We start from the raw sequence: 17,458 nt of genomic DNA on the forward strand, positions 1-17,458 counted from the left end.
TGGAGGGGAAAATATATGAAAAGGGTAAAAAAACTAGTATCTACTATAATTATTGCAGGTATGGCATGTCAAATACTACCTATAACTGCAATTGCTGCTGAACTTAATACTGTAAAGCCACCAGAAGCATTTGGTGCAACACCTAATGAGTCTCAATTACAGTATCATGAAGAAGAGCTGGCAGCTTTTATTCACTTTGGGATGAATACATTTACAAATAGTGAGTGGGGAAATGGAAAAGAAGATCCAAATACTTTTAATCCTACAGATTTAGATGCAGATGAATGGGTAAAGACATTAAAAGATGCAGGATTCAAACGTATTATTATAGTAGGAAAGCATCACGATGGATTTGCAATATGGAAAAGTGCAGTTACAGAACATGATATAGAAAAGAGCACTGATTGGCAAGCTACTCAAGGTGGAGAAGGGGATGTATTGGAGGAGGTTTCTAAGGCATGCACTAAGTACGATATGGATATGGGAATTTATTTATCACCATGGGATGCTAATGCACCTTCTTATGGCTATGGAACAGGGACTAATGATGAAACAGATAGCAATGGTGATTATAATGAATTTTATATGAGTCAATTAAGAGAGATACTAGGAAATGATAAGTATGGGAATAACGGAAGATTTGTTGAAGTTTGGATGGATGGTGCTAAAGGAAGTGGAGCAGCAGCTCAAAATTATAAATTTGAAGAATGGTTTGATTTAATAGAAGAATTAGAACCTGGTGCTGTAGTATTTAGTCCATATGGTTCAACTGTAAGATGGATAGGTAATGAATCAGGAAAAGCAGGAGATCCAGTTTGGTCAAAAGTTAACAAAAAGCGTATAAGAGATAGATATAACTCAGGCGCAGGAGATGAAAATCAATATCTTAATAATGGAGATCCAAATGGTGATATATGGAGTGTAGGAGAATGCGATGTATCATTAACAAGTGGATGGTTTTGGCATTCAGGAAATGGTCCAAAGACTATGGAGCAATTAACAGATATATACTTTAGTTCAGTAGGAAGAGGTCAACCTTTGTTACTTAATGTAGCACCAGATAGAACAGGACATTTTACATCAGAAGATATTGCTAGAATAAAGGAGTTTTCAAGTTCTATTAATAACTCATTTGATGAAAATTTAGCGGAGCCAACAACAACTAGTGCTACAGCTTCATCAGTTAGAGGAAATAGCAATGATTACAGTCCAAATAATGTATTAGATGATAATGATGATACTTATTGGACAATGGATGATGGACAAACTACTGGAAATATAACAATAGATTTAGGTGGAGAAAAGACTTTTGATATTGTATCTATTGAAGAATATATAAAGCTAGGACAAAGAGTGTCAGAATTTTCAGTGGAAACGTATTCTAATGGAGAATGGAAAGAATTTGGAAAAGGATATACAATAGGAGCAAAACGATTAGTTAGAAGTGCACCAGTAAAAGCTACTAAAATTAGAATAAATATTAAGAGTTCTTTAGCTGTACCATTAATTGAAAATGTTGAAGTTTATAAGGCAGATGAAGATTTCGAAGTGAAATCAGTAGTACCATCTGGTACAGACTTTATTGATAATGTAAATTTTGAAAATAAGAATAGTTGGACCCAAGAAAATATTGGTATAGGAAATACTGGAATGTATTCAAATACTAAAGGAAAAGATGCAAGTTTTACATTTACAGGAACAAAAGCATGGGTTATTGGTACTTTTGATCCAGGACATGGAATTATGGAAGTGTGGGTTGACGGTAAAAAGGTTTCAGATGTGGACACTTATAATGCAAAAAGATCAATTTCTCAAATCTTATATGAAACTGATGATTTAGATTATGGACAACATACGTTGAAAATAGTTATTAAAGGAGAAAAGAATGCCTCATCTTCAGGTGCATTTATAGGATTAGATGGTGCTTATTATTTAAATAATAATGCAGCAGGAATGTTTGAAATAGAAAATACTAATTATACAGTTAATGAAGGTGAAACAAAAGAAATAACTATAAAAAGAGTAGGAGGAAGTAAGGGAGAAGCTACAGTGCATTTTTCCACTTCTCCAGATAGTGCTGTTCATGGTAGACATTACAATGATGTAAGTGAAACTATAGAATTCGCTGACGGCCAAACAACAGCTAAGATATCTGTAGGAACTATAGATAATACTGAGAAGTCAGGAAATGTAAAATTCTATTGTAATATAGATACTCCAACTAATGGAGCAATAATAGGATTCAATAAGAAGTCAGAAGTAACTATTATAGATAATGATATTGATAAACCTTATACAGAGGAAAATCCTTTTGTATTACCTAGCACTTTAGAAGAGAAAAAGCTATTAGAAGCTGAATTATTTACTCTTAATCCTATAGAAGGTAGTAAATATGTAAGAATAACAGAAAAACCTGAAGCAAGTAATGGAAAAATGGTTACTTGGTTTGAAACAGGAAACAAGATAAGAGTTCCTTTTTATGCTGAAAAGCCAGGCGTATATACTTTTAATATGTCCTATCAATCAGGAAGAAGTGAAGGTAATCTAAATAAGGTTAATTGGAGTGGAACTAATATTGAATCAGGTAGTAAATCAGTACCAGGAACAGGTAATCAAAATCCAGTTCCTATAATAAAGACAAGCTTTGATGTTACAGTAACAAAAGCTGGTGCTGGAGAGTTAATATTTACAGCTGATGCACAATCTTCACCAAATATTGATGCTTTTGAAGTAACACCTAAAGATTTAAAAGAAACTACACATACTGTTACTGCTACTGCAGGAGAGAATGGTAGTATTAGTCCATCTGGATCAGTTACTTTAGAAGAAGGAAAATCTAAAACATTTACTTTTACACCAAATGAGGGTTATGAAGTTAGTGATGTTATAGTAGATGGAGTTTCAGTAGGGGCTAGAGATAGCTATACTATAGAAAACATAAAGAAGGATATGACTATAAGTGTTATTTTTAAATTGAAGGATACAGATGGTAATATATCCAACAGTGAAGAAAATCCTATTATATTAACATCTGAACCAATAGTAATTGAAGCTGAGAAATTAGAATTAGATGGTATAGGTGGAGAAATAGAAAATAAAGAAGGTGCTAATGAGGGGAAAGTTGTAGGTTGGCTAGGTAATACAAGTAGAGGAAATGCATGGCTAAATATGTGGGTAAACTCAGAAGTAGCAGCATTATATGATATCGAAATAAGATACTTTGCTGGAGCAAATAATACTTTATATTATACAAATAATGATGAATCAATATCAGGGGAAATAGAATGTAATAAAACAGAGCCTAATTTTGAAACAAAAACTATTAGAGTTTCACTTAATAAAGGATTAGATAAATTAAAGTTTTTTAATAATAACGAATCAACAGTGAATATTGATAGCATTAAGATAACAAAAGTGGGGTATTTAGTTGATAAATCAGAACTAAATACAGCTATAGAAGAAGCTAATAAAATAGACACATCAAAATACACACCAAAAAGCTTAGAAAAATTTAATGAAGCATTCATAATTGCACAAAACTTAGCATCTAGTGAAGAAGCAACACAAGAAGAGGTTAATGAAGCTGTAAATACACTAAAGAATGCAATAGGAAAATTAATTCTTATAATAGATAAATCAGAATTAAATGCAGTTATAGAAAGTGCAAATAAAGTAGACATATCAAAATACACACCAAAAAGCTTAGAAAAGTTTAATCAAGCATTAAAAGTTGCAAATAGTGTAGTATCTAATAAAGATGCGACACAAGAAGAAGTTAATGAGGCTATAAATATACTAAATAGTACTATAGAAAATCTTGTAGTAAAAGCAGATAAAACAGAATTATTAAATTTAATAGAAGAATCAAAAACTATTGATCTAGATAAATATACAAATGAAAGTGTATCAATATTAGAATCTCTAATTAAAAAATCAGAAACTATAATGAGTGATGAAAATGCAACACAGGAAAGTGTAGATAGCATAAAATTAGAAATTTTAAATGCTATTGATAATTTGGTTGTAGCTAATAACGATAATAATGGTAATGAAAATAACAACAACGATAATAACAATAATGACGAAAATAATAACAATAGTAGCGGTAATAACAGTAATAATAACGGTTCTCAAAATTTACCTAATACGGGTTCTGAATTAGGAAATATATCTAGTATTATAGCAATTGCATTATCTTCAATTGGTGCAATATTATTTAGAAAAAAAGAAAAATAATATTGTTCAAATAAACTAACAAAATTACATGATAAGAGGAGGATTTTAGATGAGACTATTTCAAAAAAAATGTTGTGCTTTATTAGTTGGAGTATCTGTAATGACTAGTTTAATTCCAACAACTGTAAAAGCAGAAACGAGACAGACACAAGATGCAGAAACAGTTTATGTAGGTTTTATTAAAGATGGAGAAAGATCTACAGTATTTAATCAAGATTGGCGTTTTTATAAAGGTGATCAATCTGGTGCAGAAGCTGTTGATTTTAATGATTCATCTTGGCGTTCTTTAAATTTACCACATGACTGGAGTATTGAAGGGGATTTTACTGTTGAAGGTGAAGCTGAAAGTGGGTTTTTATTAGGAGGTACTGGATGGTATCGTAAGCATTTTGTTGTTCCAGAAAAATATGAAGGAAAGGAATTTACTATAAACTTTGATGGAGTATATATGAATGCTGAAGTTTATGTGAATGGAAAATTAGTAGGTGAACATAATTATGGTTATACTGCATTTGCCTTTGATATTACTGATGAATTAGTATGTGATGGACTAACTGAAAACGTAATAGCTGTAAAGGTTAAAAACCCAGTTCCATCAAGTAGATGGTATTCTGGAAGTGGAATATATAGAGATGTTACTTTAACAGTTACAGATGAAATACATGTTGGACATTTAGGAACAACAGTAACAACACCAAATGTTGAAACACAAAAAGGTGGAAATGTTGACGTAGTAGTTGATACTGTAGTAGAAAATGAATCAGATAAAGCTACTGATATTAAACTAAAAACTACTGTTGTAAATTCTAATGGGGATGAAGTTAGTACAACAGTAGAATTAACTAAAAATATAGATGCAAATGGAAGTTCTGATTTTGAACAAACTGCAGTAGTAAATAATCCTGCTTTATGGTCAGTAGACAGTCCAAATATGTATAAGGTAAAAAATGAAGTTATAGTAAATGATAATGTAGTTGATACTTACTATACAGATTTTGGATTTAGATATTTTAATTTTGACAGAGATACAGGGTTCTCATTAAATGGAGAAAATATGAAGCTTAAGGGTGTTAGTATGCACCATGACCAAGGATCCTTAGGTGCAGCTTCTTATTATAGAGCTGTAGAACGCCAAATGGAAATAATGAAGGAGATGGGGGTAAATGCAATTCGTGTTACTCATAATCCTGCAAGTGAAACATTATTAGAAATTTGTGATAGATTAGGGCTTTTAGTAATAAATGAAGCCTTTGATACATGGACAAATTCTAAAAATGGAAATGTAAATGACTTTGCTAAATACTTTAATACTACAATTGAAGAAGATAATGAAATTATTAATGGAGAAACAGGAATGTCATGGGGAGAATTTGAAGCCAAAACAATGGTTAAGACTTCAAAGAATAATCCATCAGTAATTATGTGGTCAATAGGAAATGAAGTTTTAGAAGGTATAGGTGGAGATTCATCTAATTATGCTACAATTGCACAAAATATTATTGATTGGATTCAAGAAGAAGATACAACTAGACCTGTTACTATTGGAGATAATAAGAGTAAGGGTGGACTTGGTAATACAAATGCTGTAGCTATTTCAGATGTTGTAGCTAATGAAGGTGGTATAGTTGGATTTAACTATGCTACTGATAGTCAGTTTAATAGTTTAAGAAATAGCAAAACTAACTGGATACTTTATGGATCAGAAACTAGTAGTGCAGTTCATAGTAGAGGATATTATAAAGTAAGGGAGAAAAATTCTCAAAGTGATTCAGATTTACAATTACCTGAGTTTGATAATAATGCAAACAAGGTAGGTTGGGGACATTCAGCAAGTGATGCATGGAAATATACAATAAAGAATGACTATAATGCTGGAGAATTCGTTTGGACAGGTTTTGATTATATTGGAGAGCCTACACCTTGGAATGGAACTGGAACAGGAAGTGTTTCAGGAGGTAGTGCAGCACCAAAATCAAGTTACTTCGGTATAGTTGATACAGCTGGATTTGAAAAAGATGTTTACTATTTATATCAAAGTCAATGGAATGATGATGTAAATACATTACACATATTGCCTACATGGAATGAAGAAGATATTCCAGTTTCAAATGGAAATGTACAAGTTGATGTATTTACAGATGCTTATAAAGTAGAATTATACGTAAATGGTAAACTTATTGAAACTAAAACAGCAAAAGAAAATACAACAAGTTTAGGTTATAAATATTATACCTTTGATAATGATTCATTGTATCCAAGCTTTAATGTTAAATATGAAAAAGGAACAATAGAAGCTAAGGGATATGATAAAGATGGTAATTTGTTAACTAATACAGAAGGTAGATCAATAATTAAAACTTATGGAGATGTAGCTACTGTAGAGTTAAGTGCAGATAATACTACAATAGATGCAGATGGATATGACTTATCTTATATAACTGTTGATTTAGTGGATAAAGATGGAAATATAGCTTCAGGTGCAAATAATGAATTAACTTATACTCTTGAAGGAAATGGTAAAATAGTTGGTTTAGATAATGGTAATGCAGCTGATACTGATAGATATAAACCAGAAACAGATAAATCAGGTACTAGAAGTGCATTCAATGGTAAGGCTTTAGTAATTGTACAATCCACTAAAGATGCTGGAGAAATGACACTAACTGTTTCAGGAGAAGGTTTAGAATCTAAATCTATTACTATTAATACTGTTAATAATGCTGGAGATAATAAGTATATAGAATCATATGATATAGTAAAAGATTATTATGTATCATTAGATGAAAATCCAGTATTACCAAAGGAGGTTACAGCTAGATATAGTGATGGAACAACAGAAACTTTAAAGGTTAATTGGAATGAATTTGATAAATCTCAATTAAGTACTCCACAAATATTTAAAGCTACTGGTAAGATCGATGGAACAGATATAGCAGTTGTTGTAAATATACATGTAGTAGGCAATGTGTCATCTATTGAAAATTATTCTACATTCACCTATGCTGGAACAACACCAAGCTTACCAAATACATTAAAAGGCTATTTAGAAAATGGTTCTGAATCAGAAGACTTTATTGTTAATTGGAATCTTGATGGATTAGATTTTTCTAAGGAAAATACTAACGTAGTAGTTCCAGGTACTGTCGATTTACTAGGAAAAACTTATAATGTTACAGCAAGTATACGTGTAGCACCAGCATTAAAGGCAGCTAGAAATATTGCTATAAATAAAGCTAGTGAAAATGATGATATTCCAGTATTATCACAAAGCCCTACAGTAACAGCAGATAACTTAAACTCAATTAATAATGGAGTTAAAGCTGATACAGCAAACGCTCAAGAGCGTTGGACAAACTGGAATGAACGTAATTTAGCAGATGAAAATGGTGAACCTAAAGGAGCCTATGTTCAATTTGATTGGAGTAATAAATACGATATAGATCGTTTAGATTTATGGTTATTTACAGATAATTTAAGTGGAAGAATTCCAAAGAAAGTTGAAATTAGCTATAAAGATGAAAATGGGAATTATGTAGTTGCACCACATACAAATACAACAGAAGTATCATATACTGCTGGTGAAACAACTTATTTCTTAGATAATGTAATAAATACTGATAGTATTAGAATTTATATGCAACAGCCACAATTAGGCAATTGTATTGGATTATCAGAAGTAAATGTTTATGAATATGTACCACAAGAAAAAGCTAAAGCGACAAATACCTTAACTGAAATAAAATTAGATGGTAAAGTTTTAGAAAACTTTGATCCAGCTACAAAGGAATATACAATTAATTTAGAAAAATTACCTGAATTAGTTGAAGCATCAGCAGAGGATAATGCAGCAGTAACTGTATTACCAATTCATAATAATAAATCAATAATAGTTGTTCGTGCAGAGGATGGAAGTAAAAATGTTTATACTGTAAATTATGTATTACCAGCACCAAAGGAATATACAGTTACAGTAAATACTGTAGAGGGTGGTTCAGTTGCTGGGGCAGGAAAATATGTAGAAGGTCAAGAAGCTACGTTAATTGCAACTGCAAATGAAGGCTACAAGTTTATAGGATGGTCTGATTCAGAAGGAAATGAACTTAGTAAAGAGGCTACTTATAGATTTATAGTAGAATCTGATTTGGTATTAACTGCTAAATTTGAAAAGATTCCAGAAGTTGTAGATCCAAGTGAACCTACAGATCCAGAAGAACCAAGTAATCCAAGTAACCCACAAGAACCAAGTAAACCAGATAATTCTGATGATAATGGAAACAATTCTGGAAATCAACAAAATGGTACTGATGGAAAACAAGATAATAAATTACCTGCAACTGGATCAGCAGTATCAAGTACTCAAATAATTGTATTAGCAGCAGTGCTAATAGCAGGTGGAATATTTGTAATGAGACAAAGAAAGTCTAAAGTTAAGTAATTTATAAATCTATAAAATAAAAATAAATTGTAATAAAGGAACTTGCATAATGTAAGTTCCTTTTATCTTGCTTTCTGTTTTTAAAATGAAATATGTAAATTTATATCGAATTATAGTATTGAAGGCAATGAGTAAAATTTTATATATAAAATTTTTATGGAAATATTAAAAAAATCAATATTTTAGAAGTTTTTCAAGAGTATTATTTAATAAATTTCTAAAATGTCATAAAAATAAGTAATTTATTGACAAAAATACAGCTGTTATATATACTAAGTCTATCAACATTATTTTCCAAATAAACTAAAAATATATAATGTGAAAAAGTTTGATTTAAGCTAATGATAATGATATGAGTTTTTAAAGCTATAACTACTGAAATTAAGGAATCGTTTTTTTATATAAAAATTTGCGAAACCTTGATATATATTTAATAAAATAATGTAAAGATTTTTTACATTATCAATAAAAAGGGGGAAAAATATGTTAAAGCGAAAATTGGGGCTAAAAATAGCAACTAGTATCCTTGCAATGACAGTATTTATGTCATTATTAACGCCTATAAAGGCAAGTGCTTACTACAATAATGATAGGATTAATTCAGTAAAAAGCTTAGCAGAAAAGTATCAAACAGAAATTGAAAATGCAGCAGCTGAGATAAAAATTAATCCTATAAGAGAAGGGGTAGATACAACTACAGAGGAATATCAATCTATAATAGTTGAATTTAACTCGCTTCCACTTATAATGCAGGAATCATTAAATAATGGGGCAAAAAATATAGATTCCAGCAAAGAGCTTGAAAATGAACATAAAGTATTTGAAGAATTCTTAGCTGAAAAATCTAAAGAAAGAAGTCAAACATATAAAATAAAATATTCTTATTATAACACATATAATGGTGTTTCTATGGAAGTAAAAGGTACAGATATAGAATCATTATTAGAAAGCGGTGTTGTAAAAGCAATATGGAAAGATGAAGTTGTTAATGTTGATCCAGTTTCAACAGAGGCAGTAAGCTATTCTGTTAATGAAGGAAATTCTAATTCTCGTATGGTAACAAGTACACCTCTAATAGGAGTGGACAAGCTTAGAGAAGAAGGTATAACTGGTGAAGGAATAAAGGTTGGAGTTATTGATACTGGTATTGATTATAATCATCCAGATTTAAAAGATAATTATAAGGGCGGTTATGATTTTATAGATAATGATAATGACCCAATGGAAACAACATATGAGGATTGGCTTGAAAGTGGAGCAGTAGAGTTTATTCAAACTAGTTCTTATTATACATCCCATGGTACTCATGTATCTGGAACAATTGGGGCTACTGGTTCAAATTCAGAAAGTGAATTTGCAGTTACAGGTTTAGCTCCAGATGTAGATTTATATGCATATAGGGTTTTAGGACCATATGGAAGTGGTGCTACATCAGGAATAATTGCAGCTATTGAAAAATCTGTTGAAGATGGTATGGATGTTATAAACTTATCTTTAGGAAGTGGAACTACAGATGCATTATTTCCAGGATCAGTTGCTTGTAATAACGCTACATTAGCAGGTGTTGTTACAGTAGTTGCAAATGGTAATTCAGGTCCAGAGTTTTCAACTATAGGTGCACCAGCAACTTCTTCTTTAGCAATTTCAGTTGGAGCAAGTAGCACAGATATAAAAGTAGAAACATTTGATATTAACTTATCAAATGGAGATTCAGTAAATGGTAGATTATTTGGCAGAAATTTTGAATCACTTGATGATTTTGTTGCAGGGGAATATGAAATTGTATATGGTGGTTTAGGTAGTGAAAGTGAACTTTCTCAAATTGATGCTAAAGGAAAAATAATTCTTATAGATAGAGGAGAAATTACTTTTAATGAAAAGCATACTAATGCATTAAATGTAGGAGCAGCAGGTATATTAATAGCTAATAATATTGAAAATGAAGAGCTTAATATTTATCTTGGAGAAGCTAAAAAGATAGTTACATCCATAGCTATTACTAAAGAAGATGGAGATAAAATAAAGTCTCTAATCAATGAAGCGAAGGCTAATGAAGATGTATTAAAGACAACTCTTAATATTACAGGTACAACAAAAACAGAGGCAGATATATTAGCAGATTTTAGCTCTAGAGGACCTTCATCAGATGAAACTATTAAGCCAGATGTTGTAGCACCAGGAGATGGAATATTCTCAACTTATCCTGAATATATTAATAGTCCTGAAGATGGCATTGATTATTCTAAGGCTTATTCAAGAATATCAGGTACTTCAATGGCAAGTCCACATGTTGCTGGTATAGTTGCTTTAATGTTAGATAATAATGGAGATATGACTCCATCAGAAGTTAAAGTTGCTTTAATGAACAATTGTGTTGATTTAAAAGGGGATTATCCAATAAATGCTGTTGGGGCAGGAAGAGTTGATGCTTATAAGGCAGTTCATAGCGATATTAGTGTAAGTGTAATAGATAAAACTAAGTCATATGATGAAAATTCAGATTTAATTGAATTAGATTATATTACTGGTTCACTATCTTTTGATAGAAATTATGTTGATGGTAAAAATAAGGAGAAAACATTAGGGTTAAAATTAAAGAATGATGGTGATAGTCTAAAAAACTTTAATGTTTCAGTAAAATATTTAGGAGAAGAAGCCTTAGCACAAAATGCTGAGTCAAATGGAGTTAGTTTAGAAGTTCCAAATACACTATCAGTTGGAATTGGTGAAAGCGTTGACTTTAATGCTACTATTAAGATTCCAAGTTCTGCTACTTTAGGTAGATATGAAGGTTATGTAATTTTAACTAATGCAGAAGATAGCAATGAAGAATATAAGATACCATTCTCAGCGTCTTATATTGAACCAGGAATAAAGAGTTTAACTTTATCAAGATATGCTATAAGTAATGATTTAGAAATGATGCACTATGCAAAACTTTCAGGTATTGGTGCAACTGTTGAAGTTAGCTCGCCTCTAAGTTACATGGAGATTTATGTAAAAGATTATGAAACAGATGAAATAATAGGATTAGTTGGGAAGGTAGATTTATCTTCTATTCCAGCAGGTTATGGAAATTCATTTTATGCTTTAGATTCAAGAGCATCATACTTCCCAATGAATAAAGATGGAGAAGTAACATATATTAAGAGTTCTTTAACTGATGGGAAATATACTTTAGAGTTTATTGCTCATTCTGATGAAATAGAAGAAGTTTTTGAGTATAACTATGGAATTTTAGTTGATAATCAAGATGTTACTATGAATATAGATAAAGAGGCTGGTGTATATGAAATTACCGAAGATATGATGACTACTGAAGAATATGAAGGTCAAGAATATACTGCTTTTTGGTTTCATGGTAATGTTGATGATAATAGTATAGCTGAATTACAAGAAATGGGTTATAACGCTAGTAAGAAAGATATACTAGTTAGTGGATTCAAAAATGGAATGCCGGCTTTTGGTTTGAAAGTAGATGAAAATGGTGACTTCATGATTGGCTTCGAAGAATCTGATATAAGCAATAATGTAATGGAGTTTTCTCCAATGGCTACAGATATGGCAACTTCACAAAATTTATATTTAGCTCCAAGGTATTTCTTTGTTAAAGAGGGTACACCTTATACAAGTGTTACCTTAGATAAGGATAGTATGTCTGAAGGTGAAAATATTATTTCAACTATAGGAGTAAATAATTTACAAGTAGGAAGCACATTTAATTTTGAACTACAATATATGAAGGGCTTTGAAGTTATGGATATAAGACTTAATGATGAGCTTCAAAAAATTATTGATGATAATGGTTATACTGTTAGCTTTGAAAAAAGTGTAGGTGGTGACTTTTATAGAAGTTTACTATTAAATTTATCTGTTAAGGATAAAGATGGAAATAAGGTTAACATATCAGATGATATTGATTTAATAGATGTAGAGCTTAAGCTAGTTGATGATTCTGAATGTGAATTCTATAAAGAGTATATTCAATGTATGAGTTCTGAAGTTTTAGATAAGGATGATAATTATGCTGAGATGTCATATACTTCAACTTATGAAGGCGTAAATATCAAACAGAATACATCATCTGTCAGAACAGTTCAAATTGCACAAGGGATTATTGATGCTGTTCAAAGAAATAAGTATACTGAAGATTTAACACAATATATTTGGGTTGAAGATAATAAAGGTAATAGGTATGACTTAGAGTATTATGCTAATAATGATGAATATGTTGCTTTTGATTTACCAATTTCAACTGAAGAATACAAAGTTGTTACAGATGTTCCAGGACATTTTAGAAAGGAAGGAAGGTTTGTACCATCTAGAGTTTCTAATGGCGAAGTTTTAGGTAAAGTTTACTACTTATTAGGTTCAGAATTCTATCAATATGCATATGCAGGGGATGTAAATGGAGATGATGTCATTGATATCCATGATGCAATTGAAGTTGCTAAGTATTATGGGAAAAAAGTTGATTATAAGAATGCAGCTGTAGATTTCAATTTTGATGGACTTGTAAATGCTAATGATATGGATTATATAGTAGAGAACTACTTAATAACAAATGAGCAAAATCAAGATGCTAATGAAGGCGAAGAATATTATGATGGAAAAAATCTTGAAGATATTTTAACTGAAATTGGATATTATGATGAAGTTAGATTAGAAGAAATAAATATTAGTGAAAGTAGAATAACTTTAGAGTTAAATGATCCTGAAAATAATACTAAACAACTTGTAGCAACAATGAATCCAGAAAATGTTCCAAATATAGAATTAGAGTGGAAATCTAAAAATGAAAATATAGCTACAGTTGACCAAAATGGTTTAGTTACAGCTGTAAATGCAGGAACAACAATTATACAAGTTTATCCTACAGATGGATCTGCAATACTAAATTGTTACGTTACTGTAACTAAAGATGGTAAAATACCATACATTGAAAATACTGTTGTTAAAAATCCTAATTTAGAAGTAATTGTTGGAGATGAGTTTGATTTAGAGTTTAGCTTAAATCCAGAAGATGTAGTAATAAAATCAATTAGCTATGTTTCATCAGCAGATAGTATAGTATCCATAGTAGATGGAAAAGCAGTTGCGAATAGTGCCGGGAAGGCCATAGTTACAGCTAATATAAATGAAGGTGGAGCATTTATTACTTGGGAAATAAATGTTAAAGCTAAAGATAATAATGATGGAAATGAGCCAGGAGATGGAGATAACCCTGGAGATGATGGTGATGGAGATATTGATAATCCTGGAGATAATGGAAATGGTGATAATAATGGAACTAATCCAGATGATGGAGATAATTCTGGAAACAATGGAAATAATGGAGGTTCAGGAGATAAAGACAATTCTGATGATATAGGAGGATCTTCACAAAATTCAATTGATTCCATAAAACCTAATGATGGAGATTTACCAGCTACAGGTGGAAGAGACACATTACCAGTATTAGTTGGATCATTAATATTAGTAGGATTAGGAATATTTTTATCAAAAAAGAAAAGAGCATAATTAAGCAAAGTAAAGCTGTGTACAATTAAAGTTGTACACAGCTTTTTTGACAAAAAGTAATGATAAAACATAATAATATTTAATTTTAAAACTATAGATTTAGTATAATTTAAAATAAAATTAAGAAAAAAATAAGGAAATATTAATGATATATTAAGAAAATTAGAGTATTTAAGAGTACTATTGAGAAATTAGCTTATAAGTTGATGATATAAACTCTGATGTGTATATTATATATTCAAATAATATAATATAATCAATAAACACGCATTTGCTTAGGGGAATAGCTTAAAACTTTACAAAATATTAATTTATTAAGTGAGGTGGTGTTTTGAAAAGCAATATTAGAAATGCTTATTATTTGAGAATAGTTATATTCTTAAGCATTATTATAATACCAATATTTAATATAGATTTGAAAAGCAATCAAGTTTCAGAAATTGATAATAGGATGTTAATGAATTTCGAAGATATTTTTACAGATTCTAATGATAGTAGATCTATCTTTAATAATGCTTCTAGTTATTTGAATGATAGAATTGGATTTAGAACAAGTATGGTATCCTTATACACAAATGGAATGGACATGCTTTTTGATGAATTAGTTCATCCAAGTTATGAATATGGTAAGGAAGGACATATTTATCTTAAGTTACCAGAAACGGCTGTAAATTTAAAATTTCAGGAAGTTTTCTCAAGTTTTATAAAAGATTTTCAAACCTATTGTAATGAAAGAGAGATTAAATTCTTATATACATTGGAGCCAAATAAGTCAACTATTTATCCAGAGTATTTACCAGAAGGATATAATAGAAGTACTGAAAATTTAGATTATTTTATAGAGCTTTTAGAAGGAAAAGATATTAACTATTTAAGTAACGTAGATACTTTATTAAACGCCAAGGAAGATCCAGAATATAAAGATATCTTACTATATAATAAAGAATATGATGCTGGCCATTGGAATGAAACAGGGGCTATAGTTGGCTTTACAGCTATTATAGATAGGCTAAATGAATTAGATAATAGAGTAGGACGATTTGATATTACAAACTTTGAGCCAGAAGAATACATAAATGAAACATTAGTAGCATCTAACTTTGTAATTAATGAAGAAACTACTAATTACAATTTGAAAGAATATAACATAGAATATATTGAAGATTATGAGGATGAAATAATAAGACATGAAAACTTTAGATATTTCACTCATTATAAAAACTTAACAAATACTGAAGGACCTAGATTATTAATTTTTGCAGGAAGCTACTTTAATAATAAAGAAAAATTTATCACAGGTAATTTTTCAGAAGTAATGAAAATACATAACTACAGAAATGTAATAGACTATGAATATTATATAAATATTTATAATCCAGATATAGTTTTGTTTGAATCAACTGAATATACTAATACTGGTTATCATTATCCAATTAATGATATGGAAGAAAAAACATATATAAAATCAATTAATAACTATAATAATTTAATTGAAAATAATTTTGTTTATGTAGATAATAAAAATATTCAAAAGTCAGGAATTAATATAACAAATTTTGTAGTACCAATTGAAAGTGATGATTTACTTTATGCATATGTAGATATTAATAATAGAATATTAGACTGCAAAATTAATGTAGTTGAAGATAATTTATATGTTGAATTTTCAATAATAACTTCAGAATTAGAAAATATAGATAGCTTTGACTTATATTTTATTTCAAAGGATGAAGAAAGGTATCAACAAATAAATATTATTTATAATTATTAAATTTAAGAGTATTTTAAGCTTTGAAATATATAATATTTAGAATATATTTAGTTGTAAAATTTATAGTATTATAAATTGGAAAGGGATAAATTTATGGTATTTAGTTCGACTATTTTTATTTTTATTTTTTTACCAATAGTTTTATTTACATATTATGTTTTAGGTAAAAAAATAAAAAATTATGTTTTATTAATAGCAAGTCTTTTTTTCTACGCCTGGGGTGGAGTAGATTATTTAAAGATATTAATATTATCTATTATGATTAACTATATTTTTGGATTATTAATAGATAAAGTAAGAGATAATATTAAATTGAAAAAAATATTTTTATCTATGGGAGTATTGATTAACTTAGCTTTACTTTTCTATTATAAATATTATGATTTCTTTATAGAGAACACTAACTCAGTATTTAATACTAATTTTAAGTTAAAGTATATAGTTTTACCTATAGGTATTTCGTTTTTTACTTTTCAGGGAATGTCCTATATTATAGATATTTATAGAAAAGATGGTAAGGTTAACAAAAATCCTTTTGCTGTAGCACTATATATATCTTTCTTTCCACAATTAGTGGCAGGTCCTATTGTGAAATATAAGACAGTAGATGATCAAATTAGAAATAGAAAAGAGTCTATAGAGGATTTTAGTTATGGAATAAATAGATTTGTTATGGGGCTAGCTAAGAAAGTTATGATTGCAGATATATTAGGTAGTATTGCAGATAACATATTTAATTTATATTATAGTGGAATAGACACACCAACAGCTTGGATAGGTGCAATTTGCTATACTTTCCAAATATATTATGATTTTTCAGGATATTCAGATATGGCTATAGGATTAGGCTATATGTTTGGGTTTAAATTTATGGAGAATTTTAATTATCCATATATATCAAAATCTATAACTGAGTTTTGGAGAAGATGGCATATTTCCTTATCAACTTGGTTTAAAGAATATCTTTATATACCACTTGGAGGGAATAGAAGAGGAAATGTATATTTCAATTTATTCGTTGTGTTTCTAGTTACAGGTATTTGGCATGGAGCCGCATGGACATTTGTATTATGGGGACTATGGCATGGATTATTCATTATTATTGAAAGAGTTATAAGTAAGAGGGAGTGGTATATTAAAATTCCAACTGCTATTAAGTATATTGTTACTATGCTAATTGTTATTTTAGGATGGGTATTATTTAGGGCAGATAGTTTGGAACAAGCAGTAGGATATATTAGGACTATGTTTGGTATGACTAATGTAGGAACTTTAACATTTGAATACCCATACTTTATCAATAAAAAATTTGTGTTTTGGATGATTATTTCAGCATTAGGCTCAACACCTTTTATTTCCAATAAACTAAAGAAGTATAGTGGAAATAAGACTTTTGAATTGCTATCTACAATATTTATATCATTATTATTTATTGTTGCAATAATTTTTGTTGTTAATTCAACTTATAGTCCATTTATTTACTTCCAATTCTAAAT

Annotated in this window: 5 protein-coding genes; all 5 read left to right on the forward strand. The window is 29.6% G+C overall.

Annotated elements, in window-relative coordinates; genetic code table 11:
• Positions 1 to 15: 15 nt before the first annotated feature.
• The 5 genes from ACQPUY_RS06545 to ACQPUY_RS06565 all read left to right on the forward strand — a co-directional run bounded on the left by ACQPUY_RS06545 (position 16) and on the right by ACQPUY_RS06565 (position 17,456).
• Complete coding sequence (locus tag ACQPUY_RS06545) at positions 16 to 4,236, forward strand: alpha-L-fucosidase (RefSeq protein ID WP_430840341.1); 4,221 nt, start codon at positions 16 to 18, stop codon at positions 4,234 to 4,236.
• A gap of 49 nt (positions 4,237 to 4,285) precedes the next feature.
• Positions 4,286 to 8,671 carry a glycoside hydrolase family 2 TIM barrel-domain containing protein gene (locus tag ACQPUY_RS06550; RefSeq protein ID WP_430840342.1) on the forward strand — a complete coding sequence of 1,462 codons (4,386 nt, stop codon included), beginning with the start codon at positions 4,286 to 4,288 and terminating at the stop codon, positions 8,669 to 8,671.
• Positions 8,672 to 9,154: 483 nt separating this feature from the next.
• Entirely contained in the window at positions 9,155 to 14,191 is a 5,037-nt protein-coding gene (locus ACQPUY_RS06555; RefSeq protein WP_430840343.1) for a S8 family serine peptidase, read from the forward strand.
• Between the two features lie 331 nt (positions 14,192 to 14,522).
• Positions 14,523 to 15,962, forward strand: a complete 1,440-nt coding sequence (locus tag ACQPUY_RS06560) for an alginate O-acetyltransferase (RefSeq protein ID WP_430840344.1) — start codon at positions 14,523 to 14,525, stop codon at positions 15,960 to 15,962.
• 93 nt (positions 15,963 to 16,055) lie between these two features.
• A complete protein-coding gene (locus ACQPUY_RS06565) occupies positions 16,056 to 17,456 on the forward strand; it encodes an MBOAT family O-acyltransferase (protein ID WP_430840345.1) in 1,401 nt (466 codons plus the stop codon).
• Positions 17,457 to 17,458 lie beyond the last annotated feature (2 nt).

Source organism: Clostridium nigeriense (assembly GCF_050585245.1).
GTDB classification, from domain to species: Bacteria; Bacillota; Clostridia; order Clostridiales; family Clostridiaceae; genus Clostridium; species Clostridium nigeriense_A.